The organism is Vibrio hippocampi (assembly GCF_921292975.1).
Taxonomy (GTDB): domain Bacteria; phylum Pseudomonadota; class Gammaproteobacteria; order Enterobacterales; family Vibrionaceae; genus Vibrio; species Vibrio hippocampi.
This window is the reverse complement of record NZ_CAKLCM010000002.1, coordinates 646,477-668,608: the sequence shown is the minus strand read 5'-3', so window position 1 is coordinate 668,608 and position 22,132 is coordinate 646,477. Positions and strand designations below refer to the sequence as shown.

Below are 22,132 nucleotides of genomic sequence, written 5' to 3'. Positions count from 1 at the left end.
TTAGGTAGAAAATTTCTCCATGAGCTTGGTCCGCTAAATCATGACAAAATGTGTCTAACTCTGGTTAGCTTATTTTAAATTTAGTCCAAATTCCCGAACGCCAACGCCTAAACATCACAATTCCGCGTACCCATTCATCTAATGAGATGGCCATCCAAGCACCAAACACACCCCAACCAAGGTGCAAACCAAATAGATACGAGAAGACAACGCCCAATCCCCACATACTTAATATCCCCATTTGAACGGGGAACTTGATGTCACCGGCTCCTTTGAGCGCAGAAATAAAGATCAGGTTGAACACTCGCCCTGACTCCATCAACACCGAGCCAAGAATCAAAGAGCTCGTCAATAGGACAATCTCTGGCTGGTCAGTAAACAACGCAAGGATCGGTTCGCGCAATGCATAGATCAGTAAACTGGCACTTAGTGAGACAATAAAGCCTACCAAAAAATAGATTTGTACCCGCTTGGTAATCGCACTCACCCAGCCTTTACCTAGATAATAACCGGTTTGAATCTGCGAAGCCTGTCCAAGCGCCAACGAAAAAGCAAAAGAGAATCGAGCAATGTTCTGAGCGTAAGTAAACGCTGCCATTGATGCGGTTCCCATTTGAACCACAAAATAGACAATCGTAATCTGGGCAAGATTGTATGACAGGATCTCACCGGCATTCATCCCACCAATTTTCAATATGCGTGTATAAACATGCTTGGAAATATCACGAAACGTTTTTAATGGAAGATGGATGCCACTGCGACCAACTAATAGACAAAGCAGTAACGTACCCACCACCTGACTGAACACAGTCGCAATCGCGACCCCCTCAACACCGTAGACGGGTAAACCGAATGGCTGATAAAGCGCGATGTAGTTACCAACAATGTTCAACACGCCGCTGATGATGTTCACCACCATAGGTAAGTTGGTATAACCGTGGCTTCGGAAAATTGTCGTCAAAACAATGCCGATGGTCACGTTAAACGTCATCGCTCCGCTAATCAGCAGGTATTCTTGTGCATACTGCTCGACCTGTGGTTCAAGTCCATAATAAGGCAAAAAGTAAATCGCACACATCAGCGCTAAAACGCTCAGTACCGCACCAACCACAAAGGACAATACAATACTCGCCACACCCACATCTTGGGACTGTTGAGGCTTGTCAGCACCGTTATATTGCGCAATCAATATACCAGTACCACTGCTTACAAACATGGAGACAATAATCAAGAAAAACGTTAGCTGAGAAATCACACCCACGGCAGAGACAGCCTTATCCGAATAGCCACTCAGCATGAATACATCACTGGTTCCCAATATAGTGCGCAGCAAGATCTCGACTAAAATAGGCCAAGCGAGAGCCGTAATAGACATACGTTTGTTGATATCATTGCCGTTTGGACTGCAGTTTTTGCCTGTTGGCATACTAGGATGACCTCTAATCACGTTTCTTAAGCATCAAAAAAACCGCTTATCAACAATAAGATAAGCGGTTTTTGCATTGCGGTCACTGTCGTTGATATTTATTCAGACAGTGCTAACTGATACATATCGATGTAACTTTTTGCGGACTCTGTCCAGCTAAAGTCCATGCGCATACCTCGCTGTTGCATGCCGCGCATTATATCCGGATATTGTAAATAAAACAGTAGTGCACGCTGAAGAGTCACTAAAAGTGCATCATGGCAAGGCTCATCAAAGCCAAAACCCGTGGCATTGTCTGGATCATCATCAAAGTCGATGACCGTATCTCTTAGACCGCCAACCTTACGAACAATAGGTAAGGTGCCATAAGCCATGCTGTAAATCTGATTCAGACCACAGGCCTCAAATTCCGAAGGCATTAGGAAGAAATCGGAACCCGCTTCCACCAGATGAGCTAATCTTTCGTTGTAGGTTTCTACAAACGCAAACTTATCTGGATACTGCTGTGCGATTTGCCTCAGATGAGCAGCAATCTGTGGTTCACCGGTTCCTACAATTACCACCTGCACATTATTTTTCAAAAACTGATTAAGAATCGGCAGAATGTAATGGAAGCCTTTCTGGTGAGTCAGGCGGCATACCATGCCGACCATCGGAGTATCTTGATCAGGCAAGCCGAGTTCTTGCTGTAAGGTCTGCTTAGAAGCTCGCTTACCTTGCAACATACTGTCTAACTCATCATTGTAAGTTTGCGGCAAAAAAGCGTCCGTTTTCGGGTTCCATTCTGAATAATCACAGCCGTTAACAATGCCAAATAAGTCCCTAGAACGATGCACAAAATCATCCACTAAACCATGAGCGCCAAGTGGGGTAAGAAGTTCCGCTGCGTAGTTTGGGCTCACCGCGTTAACCTTGTCCGCAAAGGCAATACCAGCACGGAGCATACTCACATGCCCTTCACCGTACTGCAAAAACTCCATACCAGACAGTTGCAATTCAGGAATAAGCTCAAGCTGGTTGTAGCTAAAGTTACCCTTAAAAATGGCATTGTGAATGGTTAATACCGATTTAATCCCATGAAAACGCTCATCATGTTCATAGCGCGTTTTAAGTAGAAATGGAACAAAACCAGTATGCCAGTCATTCGCGTGAACAATGGACGGTTTGATGCCAAGCTTTGGCAGTACATCCAAACTAGCGGCAGCAAAAAAGCTAAAACGCTCACCATTGTCCAAATAGGCTTGGTTATGCTCAGCATAGAGCTCCGGGCGATCGAAATAGCGAGCGCATTCGATCACAAATACCTCAACACCATCAAGCTCTGTTTTCTTTACTTGATAAGGGGTATGAGGCCAGTGTTCTAATTCAGTAGCAAGCACATCCTGATAATGCTCTTTATTTGGTAAGGTTTGATAGCCAGGTAGTACAATTGCTACCGTTTTGCCCAACTCTTGCAATGCTTTTGGCAGAGCCTTAGCAACATCTGCCAAGCCTCCACTTTTAACAAGTCCTTGAGCTTCTGATACTGAAAACCATATATCTATGTTTCTCATTCTAGAATCCAACTTTAGTCCCTTTTTTGATGACGACTACGCCACCTGGAGATACATGAAAACGTTTCGCATCTAATTCAAGATCCTCGCCAATCACCGTTCCAGGGGCAATTTCCACATTTTTATCGATAATCGCACGCTTGATAGTACAGCCTGCACCTATCTTACTGTCCCCCAGAATAACAGATTCACTGATAATAGAGCCAGCAGCAATATTACTTCGATAACCTAACACTGATTTATAGATCGAACTGCCTTGAATATAACTACCACCCGAGATCAAACTGTCGGTAACCTTGACCTTGCGATCTTCCGCATCAACAAAGGTGGCTGGCGGTAATGGTGGATAGTAGGTGTGCAGCGGCCAGTTTCGGTTATAGAGCGAGAATTCAGGGTCTCTGTCTAGCAGATCCATATGGGCGCTCCAGTAAGCATCAATCGTACCTACATCACGCCAATAGGTGCTGTCCTTTTCGCCATTTATTTTATTCGAAGCGAAATCATAGACGTAAACCTCACCCTTAGGGAACATCTTAGGTATAATATCTTTACCGAAATCGTGACTGGATGTTTCTAGCTCCGCGTCTACTCGCAGTTCGTGGCATAAGCTTTCGGCTTCAAAAATGTAATTCCCCATTGAAACCAAAGCCATATCCGGCATACCAGGAATTGATTTAGGGTTATCTGGCTTTTCTTCAAAGCCTATCATTTTACCATTAGCATCCACCTCAATAACGCCAAACTCTGACGCCTCTTCCAATGGCATTCGTAGCGCCGATACCGTTAACTTAGCCTGATTGGTTTTATGGAAGTCGAGCATCTGACCAATATCCATTTTATAAATATGGTCAGAGCCAAAAATACAAACGTGATCCGGTTCAGCAATTTCAATAAACCCGATATTTTGATAAATGGCGTCCGCGGTTCCCTCATACCAGCGCTTACCAACCCGCATCTGTGCAGGAATGGGGTCGATAAATCGGTCAGTAATACCCGTTAGATTCCAGCCCTTACGCATGTGTTGATAGAGGGATTGAGACTTAAATTGCGTGAGCACATAAATTCTCATTAAGTCAGCATTGATAAAATTGTTCAGCGCAAAATCTATTAAACGATAACTGCCACCAAATGGAACCGCAGGTTTACTGCGCAATTCCGTTAAAGGACGTAAACGTGACCCCTCACCGCCCGCCAAAATCATTCCTAATACACCAGCCATAAGTATCTCCATTTTTCATTATTTTTAAAGACTTAATTCAACGTTGTTCTAAAGTCATATTGTTCTAGAATCATATTGCTCTAAAGTCGGATTGTTCTAAAATCGTCAGGGTAATCAACCACCCTTGAATAGTAGAGACTAGTGTTTAAATTATCTTTTTACAGAAAGATTGCTATGCACTAGGACGCATTGTTAAATATTGGTCTTATTTTCAAACAAACTCGGGCGATTAGTCACAAATTTCTAATTCAAAACGGTCACAACCGATAGGTAATCTTACCCATTTAGAGCTGGACAGAGTTAAATCGAACAAATCCTACCTAACAAATGAGCTCTATCACATAGAATTGATGACGTTTACATTTGGGCATAGCACACGCAGTGACGCGCAAAAAAAAAGCAGCACCTCAAAGGTGCTGCTTAAAACGTAATTAATGGTGGAAATTACTTGGCTTTTTTGCGCTTGTCTGTGATTTCCCATTTACCATCGACGAACATTCCAGTCCAGCCAGATGGCTTACCATCAATCTCAGAGCGAATGTAATTCTCTTTGCTCTTACGGCTAAAGCGAACCACGGCATCACGACCGTCAGGGTCGGTCTGAGGTGCCTCTGCCAAATAATGAAATTTCGGTGACAAACGCTCTTTAAATCTTGCCAACTCACTCACCAACGGAGCACGAGTTTCACGAGATTTAGGGAATGTGCTCGCGGCTAAAAACAGACCTGATGCACCATCACGTAACACAAAATACGCGTCTGAGTTTTCACACGGTAATTCCGGCAAATGTACAGGGTCTTCTTTCGGTGGCGCGACTTCGCCGTTACGCAAGATCTTGCGGGTGTTCTTACACTCTTCATTGGTACAGCCCATATACTTACCAAATCGACCGTTTTTCAGCACCATATCTGAACCGCACTTATCACATTCCACCGTTGGACCGTCATAACCTTTGGCTTTAAACTCACCCTTTTCAACCACATAACCTTCACAGTTCGGGTTATTACCACAAACATGCAGCTTGCGCTTGTCGTCAATAAGGTACGCGTCCATTGCTGTTTCACAGATAGGACAACGTTTTTTAGCGCGAAGGGCTGCTGTTTCAACATCTTCTTCAAGAACGTTGACAATGCCTTCTTCATCACCCAGGTTGATGGTGGTTTTACAGCGCTCTTTAGGCGGCAACGCATAACCAGAACAACCCAAGAACACACCGGTAGAAGCCGTTCGAATCCCCATTGGACGTGAACAGGTCGGACATTCAATATCGGTCAAGACGATATGATTTGGCTTCATACCACCGTGATCTTCCTCTTGCTCAGCTTGACCGAGATCAGTGGTAAACTCTTGGAAGAACTCGTTTAGCACGCCTTTCCAATCAGCCCCACCCTCTGCGATCTGGTCCAATTTCTGTTCCATACGTGCAGTGAAGTCATAGTTCATCAAATCGGTAAAACTGTCATCCAAGCGATCAGTGACAATCTCACCCATTTTTTCTGCGTAGAAACGGCGCTGCTCCACTTTGACATAACCACGATCTTGGATAGTCGAAATGATTGACGCATAGGTTGAAGGACGACCGATGCCTTTCTTCTCTAGCTCTTTAACCAGAGCCGCTTCGGTAAAACGGGCTGGCGGTTTGGTGAAGTGCTGTTTCGGATCCAGAGCAATCAACTCAAGCTTATCACCCACTTGCACTGCTGGCAGGATCGCATCTTCATTTTTACCAAGTGGACGCTGTACTCGTGTCCAACCGTCAAACTTGAGAATACGACCTTTGGCTTTCAGCGTGAACTCGTCAGCCTTAACACTAATGGTGGTCGAATCATATTTAGCGTGGGTCATCTGACACGCGACAAACTGATTCCAAATCAGCGAGTACAGTTTATGCGCATCCGCTTCCATACCTTGTAAATCATCAACTTTTACGTTGACGTCGGATGGACGAATCGCTTCGTGCGCTTCTTGTGCACCCTCTTTGCTGCCATAGAAGATCGGTTTTTCTGGTAGGTAAGGGTTACCAAACTCACTGCCAATATAGCCACGTACCGCGTCTACAGCCTCTGAACTCAAGTTGGTAGAGTCAGTACGCATGTAAGTGATATAACCCGCTTCATAGAGACGCTGAGCGAGTATCATGGTTTTCTTAACACCGTAGCCAAGACGCGTACTTGCCGCCTGTTGCAGTGTCGAAGTAATAAACGGCGCAGAAGGCTTGCTCTGTGTTGGACGATCTTCGCGTTTACACACTTCATAAGCCGCTTTATCAAGAGTCGCTACCGCTTGCTTAGCTTCACTCTCGTTAACGGGTTTAAAGCTCTTACCGTCTTTCTGAGCCACTAACAGACGAAAATCGGTTTTATCTGTTGTTTTTGTGTCTGCATGCATATCCCAGAACTCTTCTGGAATGAAAGCGTTAATCTCACGCTCACGCTCTACCAGTAACTTAACCGCTACCGATTGAACACGCCCAGCGGATAGACCACGAGCGACTTTTTTCCAAAGTAGAGGCGAGACCATAAAGCCCACAACACGGTCGAGGAAACGCCGAGTCTGTTGAGCGTTTACGCCATCCATATTCAGTTCACCAGGCGCTTCAAACGCCTGTTGAATCGCATTTTTGGTGATTTCGTTAAAAACCACTCGCTTGTAGCGCTGTTCATCGCCGCCGATGATCTCGCGAAGGTGCCACGCAATAGCTTCTCCCTCACGGTCCAAATCGGTTGCGAGATAAACATGGTCAGCATCTTTCGCTAACTTTTGCAGTTCAGCAACCACTTTCTCTTTCCCAGGCAACACTTGATAGTTGGCTGCCCAGTCGCTGTATGGGTCGATACCCATTTTCTTGATAAGTGCCTTGCGATCTTTCTCTTTTTTAATACGTGCTTTTTCTTCAGCACTTAAGCCTTTCGTCGACACCGCCGCCGCTTTCTTGCCTGTACTCTGCCCTGCAGTTGGCAAATCGCGCACGTGACCAACACTCGACTTAACAACAAAGTCTTTACCAAGATATTTGTTGATAGTTTTCGCCTTGGCTGGTGACTCCACTATAACCAGTGACTTACCCATAATGACACTAACGCCCTATTTCACAGTGCGATTGAATAATCGCTCGATGTTCATAATTTTTGCTTCTTTTTACTATTGAGCGAGAATAAACGAAGGTCAACCAGTTTTTTTCAATTGACTTCTAATTGCTCGACAATTGCTCTACTGCAATTACACTCACAGCGTTAAATTTTCGGCCATAGTAAAGATACCGAGATCAATTGCAATATCACTGACAGCGAAACATCGCTGCGTATCACAGTTTTAAAATAGGCGATCCCACATGAAATTGCACCGCCCTCTTTGCTCATCATTGCGATTCTACTTGCAAAATGCCCTGCGACTCATACACAATTAAGCCAAATTTTTCGCTAATCAGCCCGCAAAAGACGTAGATAAAATCGGCGTCATTGCCCATTTAACGGCGTCTGAATAGCACCAATAAATATTGGCTTAACAAACAATAAAGGCTCGACTATGTTTGATAAAAAAACAGCATCCGATAAAAAAACCGTTTCCGAATTTGATCTACTATTGATTGCTAACCAAATCATTCAAAGTCACGATGACTACATTGAGGGTATGCGCGCGGATAGTGTTGAAGAAAAAGAGGGAGTTTTGGTGTTTAAAGGTCACTATTTCTTGGATGAAAAAGGATTGCCAACGGCGAATACCACGGCGGTATTCAACATGTTTAAATACCTAGCGCATCATCTTTCTAAAGAGTTTACATTGGAAAAATAATCCCCAACGAAACCGACTGACAGCAACAAACTCCAGTTATTTATCACTAACCAAATAACTGGAGTTTATCTGCAATCTACCAATAAAAAATATCGTTCTAGCGACAAAAAATAGCGTTACTGCCAATTTTTGGCGCTATTTTCTATCTTGATTCAGAGCACTAACATTAATTATTGACTCAATCCTGCCAGTTTATCGAAATAATCTGGGAACGTTTTTGAGGTGCATTTTGGATCATTGATTGTCACTGGCGTATCACTCAGTGCCACCAAAGAGAAGCACATCGCCATTCGGTGATCGTCATAGGTATCAATCGCTGCGTGAGTCAGGTTTTCTAACGGTTCAACGATGATATAGTCTTCACCTTCTTCTACTTTTGCACCGACTTTTCTTAGCTCTGTCGCCATTGCTGACAGTCTATCGGTCTCTTTAACACGCCAGTTATACACATTGCGAATAGCCGTCGTTCCCTTAGCAAACAGTGCCGTCGTCGCAATAGTCATCGCTGCGTCTGGAATATGGTTGTAATCCATATCGATGCCGTTCAATTCACCTTTGCGGCACAGGATGTAATCGTCACCCCATTCAATTTCTGCACCCATTTTTTCCAGTGCATCCGCGAAGTGAATATCTCCTTGAATACTATTTTTACCAATCCCCGTGACCTTAATTTCGCCCCCTTTAATGGCAGCGGCCGCCAAGAAATACGAGGCAGAAGAAGCATCCCCTTCTACTAAGAAGTGACCCGGCGCTTGATATTGTTGACCACCTTTTACCACAAAGCTCTGATAGTCGTTATTTTCAACCTCAACACCAAATTGAGCCATGATATGCAAGGTAATATCAATATAAGGTTTTGAAACCAGATCACCGACAATTTCAATTTTGGTATCCCCTTTCGCCAAAGGAGCCGCCATCAAAAATGCGGTCAAAAACTGGCTAGAAATAGAGCCGTCGATAGAAACCTTGCCGCCTTCAAGTCCAGTGCCTTGAATTTTTAGAGGCGGATAGTTTTTATTCTCAAGATAGTCAACTTTAGCACCCGCTTGTTGCAATGCATCCACTAAGTGACCAATCGGACGCTCTTTCATTCGAGGTTCACCAGTAAGTACATACTCACCCTCACCCAAACATAACGCAGCGGCTAATGGACGCATTGCCGTTCCAGCATTGCCTAAAAACAGTTCGGTGAGGTCGGACACCTGAAATGCACGCCCTAAACCATTGACGACACATTCGGTTTTGTCTGCGGACAACTGATAATCGACACCAAGCTTGGTTAACGCGTTCAACATATGACGAATATCGTCGCTATCGAGTAGGTTGGTAAGACGGGTTTGACCTTTTGCTAAAGCTGCTAGAAGTAGCGCGCGGTTAGAAACACTTTTTGACCCTGGTAGGTTAACGGTTCCTGACACTTTTGAAATCGGTTGAAGTGTTAAGCTTTCCATTAGTTGAACTCAATCCTTAGTTTCTCACTGCCTATCTATTTTCAGTGAGCGGTAACAATTTTTCGTACTCAGCAGCGTAACCAATCTAAAGGCTAAACGCTAGCGTAAAACACCGTGTCATTGCTGTTTTATTCGACAAACAATACTAGCTAACGAGTACATCACCATGATAAGCGCTTGCTCGATGATTTTATTCACTTAAAATATCGACTTGCCTCTTCTATAGTATTGATATACCCAAGTTACCTCTGAACTCTACATCTTGAGGTAACTTGGGTATATTCATCCCACCGACAAAGGAAACCATCACGAGCAGGATTCAACGTAAACAATGAATCACTCTCTCTGATAAGCTAACTATGACTCTCTATCTACCTGAATTAGCGTTGGATAATTTTGCTTTCCCTTCGCCATTTGAAGCCCTTTGCGAGCCGAATGGTCTGTTAGCGTTTGGTGGCGACTTAAACCCGCAACGTATTCTGTGTGCTTATCAGAATGGGATTTTTCCATGGTTTGGTCCCGATGAACCTATTCTTTGGTGGAGCCCCGCCCCAAGAGCGGTATTCGATCCTAGCGATTATTGTCCGTCGAAAAGCCTTAGGAAACATCAGCGAAAAGTGGGCTTCAAGGTGACGATCAATCAAGCCACTAATGAAGTGATCAAACTCTGCGCTGAACTGCGTCCTCCAGAGGAGACTTGGCTCAGCTCAGACATGCAACAAGCCTATAGTGAACTTGCCAAACAAGGTCATTGTCATTCTGTGGAAGTTTGGCAGGATGAGCGTTTGGTTGGCGGGTTATACGGTCTGTCCATCGGTAGACTGTTTTGTGGTGAATCAATGTTCTCACTGGTCTCAAATGCGTCCAAAACTGCACTTTGGTATTTTTGTCACCATTTTGCTCGCAAAGGCGGACAATTGATCGATTGCCAAGTAATGAATCCGCACCTAGCTTCATTGGGCGCCAAAGAGCTCACAAGGTCGGACTTTATCGACCAATTATTACAACATCGCAGCCAATCCTTGCCACTCGATTGCTTTGTCCCTCAAGAGCTTTTTGTTTCTAAAGAACTGTGTGTTTCTAAAGAGCTGATTGAATCTCAAAAGCTTCTTGTCTCTGCGCCACTCTCTGTAGCTCAAGAGTCCTCAATATCTCATGAGCCGTCGCGACCAGAGGATTCGGAACGTTTATGAATCAACCTACCCAGCAAATTAGAATTGGGCTGAGCCAACCACACGCATGCAGTTACTTAGCGAACCAAATGGAGCAAGTGGCGGTGGTATTGGAGCAAAGTTATCACTATCAAGATGCTTTTGAGATGCTGCTTGCCAATGGCTTTAGACGTAGCGGGAACACCATATATAAACCTCACTGTCGCCAGTGTCAGGCATGCCAAGCAATAAGAGTATCAATACCCGACTTCACTCCCTCTAAGAGTCAAAAGCGACTAAACAACAAATGCCAAGCGCTCACATGGCAACTGAAACAACAATTGGATGAGGGCTGGTATTCACTCTATGAACGCTATATCACCGCTCGGCATTCCGATGGCAGCATGTATCCGCCTAATACTCAGGTATTTCACGACTTTGCCAAATGTGGCTGGCTAACGATGCATTATCTTCATATCTATGAGGGGGAAAAGTTGGTCGCTGTCGCCGTGACTGATGTGCTTTCCAATAGTGCGAGTGCCTTTTACACTTTCTTCGATCCTGATTACCCCTTATCTCTCGGCACTTATGCTGTGTTATGCCAGATTGAATTATGCCAACAAAGGCAGTTTCAATGGTTATATTTAGGTTATCAAATCGACGAATGCGCCGCGATGAACTATAAAACACGATTTGTACCTCATCAAAGGCTAGTAAATCAGCGGTGGCAAGGGTAGAATACCCCGACTTTACATATCACAGTTTTATCGGCACAATTTGCAGCCGTTAAAAGCGCCACATTTCAAAGAGGATTAAATGGCTAAAGAAGACGTAATTGAGATGCAAGGCACTGTCCTTGATACTCTACCAAACACAATGTTTCGTGTTGAACTAGAAAACGGTCACGTAGTAACTGCTCATATTTCAGGTAAGATGCGTAAAAACTACATCCGTATCCTTACTGGTGACAAAGTAACTGTAGAGATGACTCCGTATGACCTATCTAAGGGTCGCATCGTCTTCCGTGCTCGTTAATCTTTAAGGTTTAACCGAACACAAAAAAACGGAGCTTTAAGCTCCGTTTTTTGTTGTCATAGTGATGTTGTCATGATGATACTGTTAATGGTGCAATTCCGCTTCTTTCGCGCCAACGTACTCAAACTCAAGTTCATCTTCGACTAAAGTCACTTTCACCGTACCGCCATCAACTAGCGCGCCAAATAACAGTTCATTAGCCAGTGGTTTCTTCAACTTATCTTGAATCACGCGCCCCATAGGTCTTGCGCCCATGGTCTTGTCATAACCTTTGACCGCTAACCAATCTCTCGCGTCAGCCGAGACCTCCATAGACACACCTCGGGAATCAAGTTGTGCTTGCAGCTCAACGATAAATTTATCCACTACCTGATGAATCACCGAATCATCAAGGCTATTGAACCAAATAATACCATCTAGGCGGTTGCGGAACTCGGGAGTAAACACTTGCTTAATCGCACCCATCGCGTCCGGTTTATGGTCTTGTTGAATAAGACCAATTGATTTTTTCTCTGTTTCAGCCACACCCGCATTACTGGTCATGACTAAGATAACATTACGGAAATCCGCTTTGCGACCATTGTTGTCGGTCAGCGTACCGTTATCCATCACCTGTAGCAGTAGGTTAAAGATGTCTGGGTGCGCTTTCTCAATCTCATCCAGTAGCACAACAGAGTGAGGATGCTTAATGACCGAGTCCGTTAACAATCCGCCTTGATCGTACCCCACATAACCCGGAGGCGCACCAATCAGGCGACTTACTGAGTGACGTTCCCCATACTCAGACATATCGAAACGGAGCAATTCAATGCCAAGCAGTTTAGACAACTGCACCGTCACTTCGGTTTTACCAACCCCAGTCGGTCCAGCAAACAAGAAAGAACCAACCGGTCTATCGTCATGTCCCAGACCCGCTCGGGTCATCTTAATGGCTTCGCACAGCACATCAATGGCTTGATCCTGACCGAAGACTAACATCTTCATCTGCTCGTCAAGGCTTTGCAGAATGTCCTTATCTGACGATGATACTGACTTTTCAGGAATACGAGCCATCTTAGCGACCATCGCTTCGATGTCCGATACATTCACGGTTTTTTTGCGGCGACTCGCCGGCACCAAACGACTGCGAGCACCCGCTTCATCAATCACGTCAATTGCTTTGTCTGGTAAATGTCTTTCGTTGATGTACTTAGCGGACAACTCCACCGCAGCACGCAGTGCCTTATTGGTATAACGAACTTCATGGTGCTGTTCGTACTTAGGCTTAAGTCCCATCAAAATCTTAGTCGTGTCATCAAGAGACGGTTCGACCACATCAATCTTTTGGAAACGACGAGATAAAGCGCGCTCTTTGTCAAAGATGTTGCTGTACTCTTGGTAGGTTGTCGAGCCAATACAACGTAGCTTACCGCTGCTAAGCAGAGGTTTGATCAAGTTCGCGGCATCGACTTGACCGCCAGAAGCGGCGCCGGCACCGATGATCGTATGGATCTCATCAATGAAAAGGATGGCATCGTCTTCTTTTTCAAGTTGTTTAAGGATGGTCTTGAAACGTTTCTCAAAATCACCACGATATTTCGTACCAGCCAGCAATGAACCAATATCTAAGGAGTAGATGACACTGTCTTTGATGACTTCTGGCACTTGTCCTTCAACAATTCTCCAAGCTAAACCTTCCGCAATAGCGGTCTTACCAACCCCGGCTTCACCCACTAATAACGGGTTATTCTTGCGACGGCGGCATAACACTTGAATGGTGCGTTCAAGCTCTTTATCGCGACCGATCAGTGGGTCAATATTGCCCTCTCTGGCGACTTGATTGAGGTTGGTGGCAAAGCTTTCTAATCGCTCTTCGTTGCTGACATCTTCAATATTCTCATTATTGCTGCCCATTGAGCCGCTACCCGCGCTGCTGTCACCCGTTGAGTCCGAGCTTTTAGTAATGCCGTGAGAGATGAAGTTGACGATATCCAAGCGACTGATGTCGTTTTTCTTGAGTAAGTAAGCCGCGTGAGATTCTTGTTCGCTAAAAATAGCCACCAAAACATTAGCGCCTGCGACTTCACTGCGACCTGAGGATTGCACATGGAATACAGCGCGTTGTAAAACTCGCTGAAAGCTCAGCGTTGGCTGAGTCTCACGAGTTTCATCATTATCTGGAATGAGAGGCGTGGTCTGCTCAATAAACATTTCAAGCTCGCCCTGCAGACTATCTAACTTAGCATCACAAGCCGTTAGCGCTTCTTTTGCTGAGTCATTTTCTAACAAAGCTAACAGGAGATGCTCGACGGTCATAAATTCGTGTCGCATATCGCGAGCGCGAGAGAAAGCTCCGTTCAGACTCGATTCTAGTTCTTTGTTAAGCATACGTACCTCCTAAGGGATATCATGTGACATCCGAATATAAATTAGGCTTTTTCCATGGTACACAAAAGTGGGTGTTCGTGTTCCCGTGAATACATGGTCACTTGAGCTACTTTGGTTTCAGCGACTTCTGATGTGTAAGTGCCACAGACTGCTTTGCCTTCGTAATGCACTGTTAGCATTACCTGTGTCGCCTTGTCTCCGTCGAGTGAAAAAAAGCGTTCCAAGATTTCGACTACAAAATCCATCGGTGTGTAATCATCGTTGTTCAAAATGACGTTATACATCGCCGGCGGTTCAACCTTAGTTTCTTCCTTCTCCAATAAATCTGAGTCTGGAGTCACCCATTCAAAATTTCTACTCATGGCCAGTTTTGTGAGAGTTTTCGTCGTTCGATTTAAAGGTACGTGTCGTGGGCAAAGATCGGGCAAATGATTGACTTATCTAACGCCAGCAACACTCGAAAAGCATCTCTTATTTAGAGACTAATGCACCAATTGTATCGCTGCAAATAAAACAATGCTATTAGTGTGTGTCATATCTGAGCCGAATGACGAATTAAACAGCGTCGATTGCTTACTCTTATCGAAGGGCGTCGGACAATATCCATAGATTACATGAAGTTGATATGAAAATAATATTAGCTTTAAGCATTTGTTAAAACTAAACGTCATATGTATAGCATATGTGGCTATTTGAACTATTTTACTATTGACTACCGGTAATGTTTGGCTAGAGTGGTTAACTAGTGGCTAAATTTTTAACAGATTTCGTCACACAAGCTGTTAATAACAATCAGTTGGTTGTCACTCTAGGGAAGATCGCACTGCTGGTGTAGTGTATTCAAGTGACGTAAGTAACAAAATGCATGAGGGATGTATAGCATGGCTACAGGTACAGTAAAATGGTTCAACAATGCTAAAGGGTTTGGGTTTATTTGTCCTGAGGGAGGAGACGGTGACATCTTTGCTCACTACTCAACCATTAATATGGATGGATATCGTACCCTGAAAGCAGGACAGCAAGTTAATTACGAATTGGAAGAAGGACCAAAAGGTTACCACGCCAGTTCTGTCACGCCGGTAGAAGGCGACGCTGCCAAGTAGAATCACTATTGACTTGAACAGCTATCAAGCTCAATAACTGAAAACACAGCCATAAAAAAACCACCTTACGGTGGTTTTTTCAGTTAATCGCTGTTTGGGCTAGCCAACAATTGCATTTAGTGTTGCACTTGGACGCATCAGAGGCGCTGCTTTTGCCTCATCTGGCTGGTAGTAACCACCGATGTCACCCACGATTCCCTGTGCATTATTCAGCTCTGCAACAATCTTCTCTTCGTTAGTCGCTAACTGCTGCGCGATTGGCGCAAACTCTTTCGCCAATTCTGCATCTTCGGTCTGAACCGCAAGCGCTTGCGCCCAATACATTGCCAAGTAGAAGTGCGAACCGCGATTATCCAGCTCACCGACTTTACGGGATGGTGATTTATTGTTGTTCAAGAACTCACCCGTTGCCGAATCTAACGCTTTCGCTAATACATCGGCTTTGGCGTTGCCAGTAATGGTCGATAGATGCTCTAGAGACGCTGCTAGCGCTAAGAACTCTCCCAATGAGTCCCAACGTAAGTGGTTTTCTTTTTGAACCTGCTGTACGTGCTTAGGCGCTGAACCACCGGCACCTGTTTCAAACAGACCACCGCCATTCATCAGCGGAACAATCGACAGCATTTTAGCGGAGGTTCCTAGCTCTAGAATTGGGAACAAGTCCGTCAGGTAATCACGTAATACGTTACCGGTTACTGAGATCGTGTCTTCGCCTTTGTGAATTCGCTCAAGAGAGAACTCTGTCGCTTCTAATGGAGCCATGATATGAATATCTAAGCCTGCGGTATCATGGTTTGGTAAGTACTGGTTTACTTTCGCAATCAGTTGAGCGTCATGAGCACGATTTTCATCCAACCAGAATACCGCTGGCGTTTCAGAAGCGCGTGCACGTGTTACCGCTAATTTCACCCAATCTTGGATTGGTGCATCTTTCACCTGACACATACGGAAGATATCGCCTTCCTCAACAGGTTGTTCAATCAGCACCGCGCCTTGAGCGTCAATCACGCTTACTGTACCCGCTTCTGATAAGATGAAGGTCTTGTCGTGCGAGCCGTACTCTTCTGCTTTCTGAGCCATTAAGCCAACGTTTGGAACACTGCCCATCGTCGTTGGATCAAAAGCGCCGTTTTTCTTACAGAAGTCGATCACCGCTTGATAAATACTTGCATAGCTGCGGTCAGGGATCATCGCCTTAGTATCTTTTTGCTTACCATCTGGTCCCCACATTTGACCAGAAGAACGCAGCATGGCGGGCATAGAAGCATCAACAATGATATCACTAGGTACGTGTAGGTTGGTGATACCGCGATCTGAATCAACCATCGCCAATGGTGGCTGTGTTTCATAAACCGCTTGCAGATCTGCTTCAATCTCTGCTTTGGTATCTTGAGGCAGCGCTGCAATCTTGGCATACACATCGCCAATGCCGTTGTTCACATCAACACCGAGCTCTTCAAATAGTGCACCGTGCTTCGCAAACACCTCTTTGTAGTACACTTTTACCGCGTAACCGAAGATCACGGGATCAGACACTTTCATCATAGTTGCTTTCATATGCAACGACAGCAGAACGTCTTGCTGTTTCGCTTCTTCAATCTGTTGCTCAAAAAAGCGCACTAAAGCGTTTTTGTTCATCACTGAAGCATCAATGATCTCACCAGATTGGATAGCAAATGGCGCTTTAAGGACTTTAGTTTGACCTGATTGCGCCGAGAATTGAATGCTCACCTCGGTGGCTTCTGCGACAGTGACCGATTTCTCGCTACCAAAAAAGTCGTTCGATTCCATGCTAGAGACATGAGATTTTGAATCGCTTGCCCAAGCACCCATTGAGTGCGGGTTTTTCTTCGCGTAGTTCTTAACAGACAGCGGTGCACGACGATCAGAGTTACCTTCACGTAGCACTGGGTTTACCGCACTGCCTTTGATCTTGTCGTAAGTCGCTTTAATCGCTTCTTGTTCGTAAGTGGCTGGCTCTTCTGGGTAATCAGGTAGATCATAACCGTTATCTTGCAGCTCTTTAATCGCGGCTTTCAGCTGAGGGATAGAAGCCGAGATATTTGGCAACTTAATGATGTTCGCTTCCGGTGTCTTGGCGAGATCACCGAGTTCAGTCAATGCGTCACCAATGCGTTGCTCTTGCGTTAAATGTTCTGGAAAGTTAGCAATGATTCGACCAGCAAGTGAGATATCCCTTGTTTCAACACTGATTCCTGACGAGGCGGTAAACGACTGAATGATAGGCAGCAAAGAATACGTCGCTAAAGCTGGAGCTTCATCAGTAATGGTGTAGATAATGGTTGGCTTTTCTTGAGGCATGAAATTTCCCTATAGTTCTATTCGGACTTTTGGTCCTTTTTGATTAACGTGCTGCTTTTCACATGCACGTAAACGTTTTAACTCCCCTTTCCCTGTGTCACTTGAGCTTAAACGGCTAATAATCCAGCACAAAGATGGTTTATTGGGCTAAAACGAAATCCTAAGCACGTATAATTAAACAAATTTAACTAATTAGTCTATTATTCTGTGCAATATTCCTAGTTTTGAGCGCGCCTATGATAGCTCAAAAGGTCATTTGGCAAAACTAAAGCACACAGTTTGTTTACATTTTTGCAAGGTAGTTAACATGACGCGACAGTTAGTAGCAAACAAAAACACATCAAACACACGCTCCACCAGCAAGCGTTTTAAACACAATCCGAAGAGCAACCCGTCGAACGGAGCAAAAAAATCTCAAGCCGATAAAGCAAAACCAACGGTGTCAAAAGAGAATCGTAAGGTGGTGATTTTCAACAAGCCATTCGACACTCTGAGCCAATTTACTGACGGCGATGGGCGACAAACATTGGCAGACTTTATCCCGATTAAAGAGATTTACGCTGCGGGACGTTTAGACCGTGACAGTGAAGGTTTAATGGTGCTCACCAACGATGGTATTTTGCAGGCTAAACTCACCCAACCCAATTCAAAATCCCCTAAAACCTATTGGGTACAAGTGGATGGTGCGCCCGATGAACAAGCTCTAGACAAACTCCGTAAAGGGGTGGTTTTGAAAGATGGTCCAACCTTACCCGCTCAGGTAGCCGTCATCGATGAACCCAAGGTATGGGATCGTCATCCACCCGTGCGTTTTCGAGCCAACATTCCAACCACTTGGCTAAGCATTACCATTGTTGAGGGTCGAAACCGACAAGTTCGCCGTATGACCGCCAATATTGGTTTTCCGACTCTGCGCTTGATCCGTGCTTCTATTGGTGCGTTTGAGTTGAATGATCTCGCGAGTGGAGAGTGGCAACAACTCGATCACTCTCACCCTGCTCTAAAAGGCTTGTAAGCCCTTTTAAACTCTACTTTGTCGCTGCAACAATCGCTCGCACGTGTTGCAAATCAGCTGGCGTATCGACGCCTGCTGGCGGTGCCTCTTTTGCCACAGCGACATGGATTTTCTCGCCATACCAAAGCACGCGAAGCTGCTCTAGGCTCTCTATTCTCTCAAGCGCACTTGGCTGCCATGAGACATAGGTATTGATAAAACCAGCGCGGTAGGCATAAATGCCAATATGTCGCATGAGTGGCTGAACAGCACGGGGTTTATCTCCATTAGCGTAGGCGTCACGATCCCATGGGATGGTTGCTCGGCTGAAATACAAAGCATAACCTTGCTCATCGGTGACGACCTTAACGGCATTGGGGTTGAACACCTCGTCTGGTTCACTAATCTCCACGGCTAATGTTGCCATTGGAGCGACACTTTGCTCAAGGTTCGTTGCGACTTGACCGATGATCGAAGACGGAATTAATGGTTCATCACCTTGCACATTGACCACAATCTGATCCGCAGACAAACCCAATAGTTTAACCACTTCAGCCAGACGTTCGGTGCCTGACTCATGATCGGGTGATGTCATGCAGACCTCGCCACCAAACGCTTTAACCGCTTGCTGTACACGTTCATCATCTGTCGCAACAACCACTCGCTCTGCACCCGACGCCAACGCCTTTTGATAGACATGTTGAACCATTGGCATACCACCAATATCCGCCAACGGCTTACCCGGTAGTCGAGACGACTGGTAGCGAGCGGGAATGATCACTGTAAAAGCCATTATCTGCCCTCATCCATGGTCATAGCTCGAGCTTCGTCTTCAAGCAAAACCGGAATCCCCTCTTTGATGGGATACGCCAAACGATCGAGTTTACAAATGAGTTCTTGCTGCACCTTATCAAAGGTCAGTTTACCCTTACACACTGGGCAAGCGACAATTTCAAGTAGTCGATGATCCATAACTTTCTATTACCTTTCCTATTTGTTGCAATATCTGCTGACTATCCTGCTGTGAAAATTGGGCTGAAACAGGCAGATACCACCAATTATCTTGTGCAAATGCGCGACACTTCACCGCGTCTTTTTCTGTCATGACGACATTATCCATACCTTGAGCCAACGCCATGATCTCTTGTTGAGTAAAATCATGGTGATCAGAAAAAGGCTCAAAGCGCTGAACGTTGGCATGCAAACTATTGAGGGTGTCCAAAAATCGCGGCGGATGTCCAATACCAGCAAAAGCAGCTAATGAACCCAGCCCTGATAATGGCAGCACTTCCCCCGTCAGCAAGTTTTTCGCCAGCTCAGCATTCAATACGAAACATTTCTCGTCCGTACGCTGGCTTTGACCACCATTGACGACGATCAAATCGACTTCATCAAGACGCTCTGTGCTCTCTCGCAACGGACCTAGTGGAATTATTTGTTGATTACCGAATCTACGTTTGCCATCAACCACCACGATTTCAAAGCTACGATCTAATGCATAGTGTTGTAGTCCATCGTCAGTAATCACCACATCAACGCCCATCTGCTCGACTTGTTTCACCGCATTACTGCGAACAGGGTCGACCACCACAGGAACTTGGGTTCGGTTATAGATAAGCTTGGGTTCATCGCCAGATTGTGAAGTACGAGTACCCTCCTCGACCACGAGCGGATAACGCTCTGCTTTGCCACCATAGCCTCGCGAAACCACACCCGGTTTATAACCCTGCGCCTGCAGTTGCTCTATCAGCCAGATAACCATTGGGGTTTTACCATTTCCCCCAGCGGTGATGTTGCCAACAACAATCACCGGTACGCTGGCTTTATAGCGCACTTTACTGCCCGATTGATAACGGGCTCGGCGCTGCTTGGCAATCAATAGATAAAGACGACTTAATGGCCACAATAGTGGCCATAGAAGATAACGGATGGGATGGTTTTCAAACCAAAGTTTTTCAACCACTACTGGACACCAAACTGAATCTTATGCAATTGCGCATAGGCACCTTTTGCTGCGAGTAGCGTCGCATGATCGCCACGCTCAACAATCTCACCTTCTTCGACAACCAGTATTTCGTCGGCTTCTTCGATGGTCGATAAACGGTGGGCGATAACCAGTACGGTTTTATCTTTTTGTAGTTCATCTAACGCTGACTGAATCGCACGTTCAGATTCGGTATCCAAAGCTGATGTCGCTTCATCAAGGATCAGCACCGGAGCATCACGCAATAACGCGCGGGCAATGGCGACACGTTGACGTTGACCACCCGACAAGCTGGCTCCATTTTCACCAATCATGGTATCAAGACCGTCTTCCATGCGATCAACAAACTCCATCGCGTGAGCTAACTTAGCCGCTCGTTCAATCTGTTCACGGCTGTATTCATCTTGCGCCGCATACGCGATGTTATTCGCAATCGTATCGTTAAACAGATGCACATTTTGCGAGACCAGAGCAAAGTGTTGACGTAGGTTAGTCAGCTTATATTCGTCGATAGCGTGACCGTCCAGTTCAATACAACCACTATCGAGATCATAGAAACGAGTAAACAGGTTGGCGATGGTGCTTTTGCCCGAACCGGAACGACCTACCAAGGCGATGGTTTTACCTGCTGGCAGATCGAAGCTGACATTTCTCAATGCTGGCTTTTCCGTCCCGTCATAGGTAAAGGTCACATCAGTGACTTTAATGTCGCCTTTCACTTTAGCGGTTTCTAACGTGCCCGTGTCTTTTTCAGTATCAAGATCGATAAGACCAAACAAGGTCTGGCTCGCGGCAATACCACGTTGGAAATCCGCCGTGACATTGGTTAATGACTTCAATGGTCGCATTAATGAGAACATGGCTGAGAAAATAACGGTAAAGGTACCCGCTGTCAGTTCACTGCGAACCGAATCAAAACTGGCAAGATACAACACGGCAACGAGTGCCGTTGAAGCGATCATCTGTATCGTTGGGTTAGCAATAGCCGACGCCGCCACCATCTTCATGGTTTGTTGGCGCATTTTATTACTTACGTTGTCAAAACGCGCTTTTTCTACGTCTTGACCACCATAACTTAACACCACTTTATGACCTTTCAGCATCTGTTCTGCCGATGTCGTCATATGCCCCATCGAAGTTTGCATATTACGAGAAATACTACGGAAGCGTTTTGATACAATACGAATTGCCCAGGCGACCACAGGCGCGACAAGCAGCAAAACCAGTGAAAGCTTCCAGCTACTCCAGAACATCAAACCTAACAAGCCAATGATCGATGCCCCTTCACGGACGATGCTCACCAAAGCTCGACTGGTGGCACCCGCTACCTGCTCGGAGTCATAAGTAATACGAGAGAGTAATCCCCCCGTCGATTCCCTATCAAAGAAAGAGACGGGCATATGCATAAAGTGATTAAACACTTTACGGCGCAACTGCATCACGACATTGCCTGACACCCAGCTGAGGCAGTAGGTTGAGACAAAACCACTCAAACCACGAACAAACATCATGGCAATAATAATCAGTGGTAAGATTTGCAAGAAGTTTGACTCAATATTACCAAAACCTTCATCAAGGAGAGGCTTTAGGAGCGAGATCATATAGGTATCTGAGGCGGCGTTAATGACCAACGCGATGACGGCGACCACTAAGCCTTTTTTATAATCGCGGATATAAGTCCATAAACGCTTAAAGGTCTGCAGTGTGGTTTGGTCTTGATTTTTCGACATAATTT

Annotated in this window: 18 protein-coding genes; 6 read left to right on the top strand and 12 right to left on the bottom strand. The window is 45.3% G+C overall.

All coding sequences use genetic code 11. The features are described 5' to 3' along the window. Nucleotides 1–64: 64 nt before the first annotated feature. The 4 genes from L9Q39_RS05500 to topA all read right to left on the bottom strand — a co-directional run bounded on the left by L9Q39_RS05500 (nucleotide 65) and on the right by topA (nucleotide 7,267). Nucleotides 65–1,426, bottom strand: coding sequence for an MATE family efflux transporter (locus tag L9Q39_RS05500; protein WP_237484106.1), 1,362 nt, complete (start codon nucleotides 1,424–1,426; stop codon nucleotides 65–67). A gap of 98 nt (nucleotides 1,427–1,524) precedes the next feature. Beyond that, complete coding sequence (glgA, locus tag L9Q39_RS05495; protein WP_237484105.1) at nucleotides 1,525–2,979, bottom strand: glycogen synthase GlgA; 1,455 nt, start codon at nucleotides 2,977–2,979, stop codon at nucleotides 1,525–1,527. 1 nt (nucleotide 2,980) lies between these two features. Further along, a complete protein-coding gene (glgC, locus tag L9Q39_RS05490) occupies nucleotides 2,981–4,198 on the bottom strand; it encodes a glucose-1-phosphate adenylyltransferase (protein WP_237484104.1) in 1,218 nt (405 codons plus the stop codon). A 444-nt stretch (nucleotides 4,199–4,642) separates the two neighbouring features. Next, nucleotides 4,643–7,267, bottom strand: a complete 2,625-nt coding sequence (topA, locus tag L9Q39_RS05485; RefSeq protein WP_237484103.1) for a type I DNA topoisomerase — start codon at nucleotides 7,265–7,267, stop codon at nucleotides 4,643–4,645. A 456-nt stretch (nucleotides 7,268–7,723) separates the two neighbouring features. Here topA and L9Q39_RS05480 point away from each other — a divergent pair, with 456 nt between their 5' ends. Then, complete coding sequence (locus L9Q39_RS05480) at nucleotides 7,724–7,990, top strand: YciN family protein (RefSeq protein WP_237484102.1); 267 nt, start codon at nucleotides 7,724–7,726, stop codon at nucleotides 7,988–7,990. 170 nt (nucleotides 7,991–8,160) lie between these two features. Here the strand turns inward: L9Q39_RS05480 and aroA are convergent, their stop codons facing one another. Continuing rightward, the gene (gene aroA, locus L9Q39_RS05475) at nucleotides 8,161–9,441 is read right to left on the bottom strand and encodes a 3-phosphoshikimate 1-carboxyvinyltransferase (RefSeq protein ID WP_237484101.1); all 1,281 of its coding nucleotides are present in this window, start codon (nucleotides 9,439–9,441) and stop codon (nucleotides 8,161–8,163) included. A gap of 359 nt (nucleotides 9,442–9,800) precedes the next feature. Here aroA and aat point away from each other — a divergent pair, with 359 nt between their 5' ends. From aat to infA, 3 genes are all read left to right on the top strand, one after another. Next, a complete protein-coding gene (aat, locus tag L9Q39_RS05470; RefSeq protein ID WP_237484100.1) occupies nucleotides 9,801–10,634 on the top strand; it encodes a leucyl/phenylalanyl-tRNA--protein transferase in 834 nt (277 codons plus the stop codon). After that, complete coding sequence (locus tag L9Q39_RS05465; RefSeq protein ID WP_237484099.1) at nucleotides 10,631–11,329, top strand: arginyltransferase; 699 nt, start codon at nucleotides 10,631–10,633, stop codon at nucleotides 11,327–11,329. Before aat ends, L9Q39_RS05465 begins: the two co-directional genes overlap by 4 nt. A 79-nt stretch (nucleotides 11,330–11,408) precedes the next feature. After that, nucleotides 11,409–11,627, top strand: coding sequence for a translation initiation factor IF-1 (gene infA, locus L9Q39_RS05460; protein WP_001040192.1), 219 nt, complete (start codon nucleotides 11,409–11,411; stop codon nucleotides 11,625–11,627). Between the two features lie 84 nt (nucleotides 11,628–11,711). Here infA and clpA read toward each other — a convergent pair whose 3' ends face one another. Continuing rightward, nucleotides 11,712–13,994 carry an ATP-dependent Clp protease ATP-binding subunit ClpA gene (gene clpA, locus L9Q39_RS05455; RefSeq protein WP_237484098.1) on the bottom strand — a complete coding sequence of 761 codons (2,283 nt, stop codon included), beginning with the start codon at nucleotides 13,992–13,994 and terminating at the stop codon, nucleotides 11,712–11,714. A gap of 41 nt (nucleotides 13,995–14,035) precedes the next feature. Further along, nucleotides 14,036–14,356 (bottom strand): ATP-dependent Clp protease adapter ClpS, encoded by a 321-nt coding sequence (gene clpS / locus L9Q39_RS05450; protein WP_237484097.1) that lies wholly within the window; start codon nucleotides 14,354–14,356, stop codon nucleotides 14,036–14,038. Nucleotides 14,357–14,875: 519 nt separating this feature from the next. Here clpS and cspD point away from each other — a divergent pair. Beyond that, complete coding sequence (gene cspD / locus L9Q39_RS05445; RefSeq protein ID WP_237484096.1) at nucleotides 14,876–15,097, top strand: cold shock domain-containing protein CspD; 222 nt, start codon at nucleotides 14,876–14,878, stop codon at nucleotides 15,095–15,097. A 99-nt stretch (nucleotides 15,098–15,196) separates the two neighbouring features. On the opposite strand, the gene L9Q39_RS05440 is transcribed toward cspD, so the two are convergent. Beyond that, entirely contained in the window at nucleotides 15,197–17,419 is a 2,223-nt protein-coding gene (locus tag L9Q39_RS05440) for an NADP-dependent isocitrate dehydrogenase (protein WP_237484095.1), read from the bottom strand. A gap of 307 nt (nucleotides 17,420–17,726) precedes the next feature. Here L9Q39_RS05440 and L9Q39_RS05435 point away from each other — a divergent pair, with 307 nt between their 5' ends. Then, the gene (locus L9Q39_RS05435) at nucleotides 17,727–18,434 is read left to right on the top strand and encodes a pseudouridine synthase (protein WP_237484094.1); all 708 of its coding nucleotides are present in this window, start codon (nucleotides 17,727–17,729) and stop codon (nucleotides 18,432–18,434) included. Nucleotides 18,435–18,447: 13 nt separating this feature from the next. Here the strand turns inward: L9Q39_RS05435 and kdsB are convergent, their stop codons facing one another. Genes kdsB through msbA form a run of 4 tightly spaced genes read right to left on the bottom strand, consistent with a single transcriptional unit; the run spans nucleotide 18,448 to nucleotide 22,127 of the window. Continuing rightward, entirely contained in the window at nucleotides 18,448–19,206 is a 759-nt protein-coding gene (kdsB, locus tag L9Q39_RS05430; protein ID WP_237484093.1) for a 3-deoxy-manno-octulosonate cytidylyltransferase, read from the bottom strand. Next, nucleotides 19,206–19,385 (bottom strand): Trm112 family protein, encoded by a 180-nt coding sequence (locus L9Q39_RS05425; protein WP_237484092.1) that lies wholly within the window; start codon nucleotides 19,383–19,385, stop codon nucleotides 19,206–19,208. The genes kdsB and L9Q39_RS05425 overlap by 1 nt, the downstream gene beginning before the upstream one ends. After that, on the bottom strand, nucleotides 19,366–20,376 hold the full coding sequence (gene lpxK, locus L9Q39_RS05420; protein ID WP_237484091.1) for a tetraacyldisaccharide 4'-kinase: 1,011 nt from the start codon (nucleotides 20,374–20,376) through the stop codon (nucleotides 19,366–19,368). Before lpxK ends, L9Q39_RS05425 begins: the two co-directional genes overlap by 20 nt. Further along, a complete protein-coding gene (gene msbA, locus L9Q39_RS05415) occupies nucleotides 20,376–22,127 on the bottom strand; it encodes a lipid A ABC transporter ATP-binding protein/permease MsbA (RefSeq protein WP_237484090.1) in 1,752 nt (583 codons plus the stop codon). Before msbA ends, lpxK begins: the two co-directional genes overlap by 1 nt. Nucleotides 22,128–22,132: the final 5 nt, after the last annotated feature.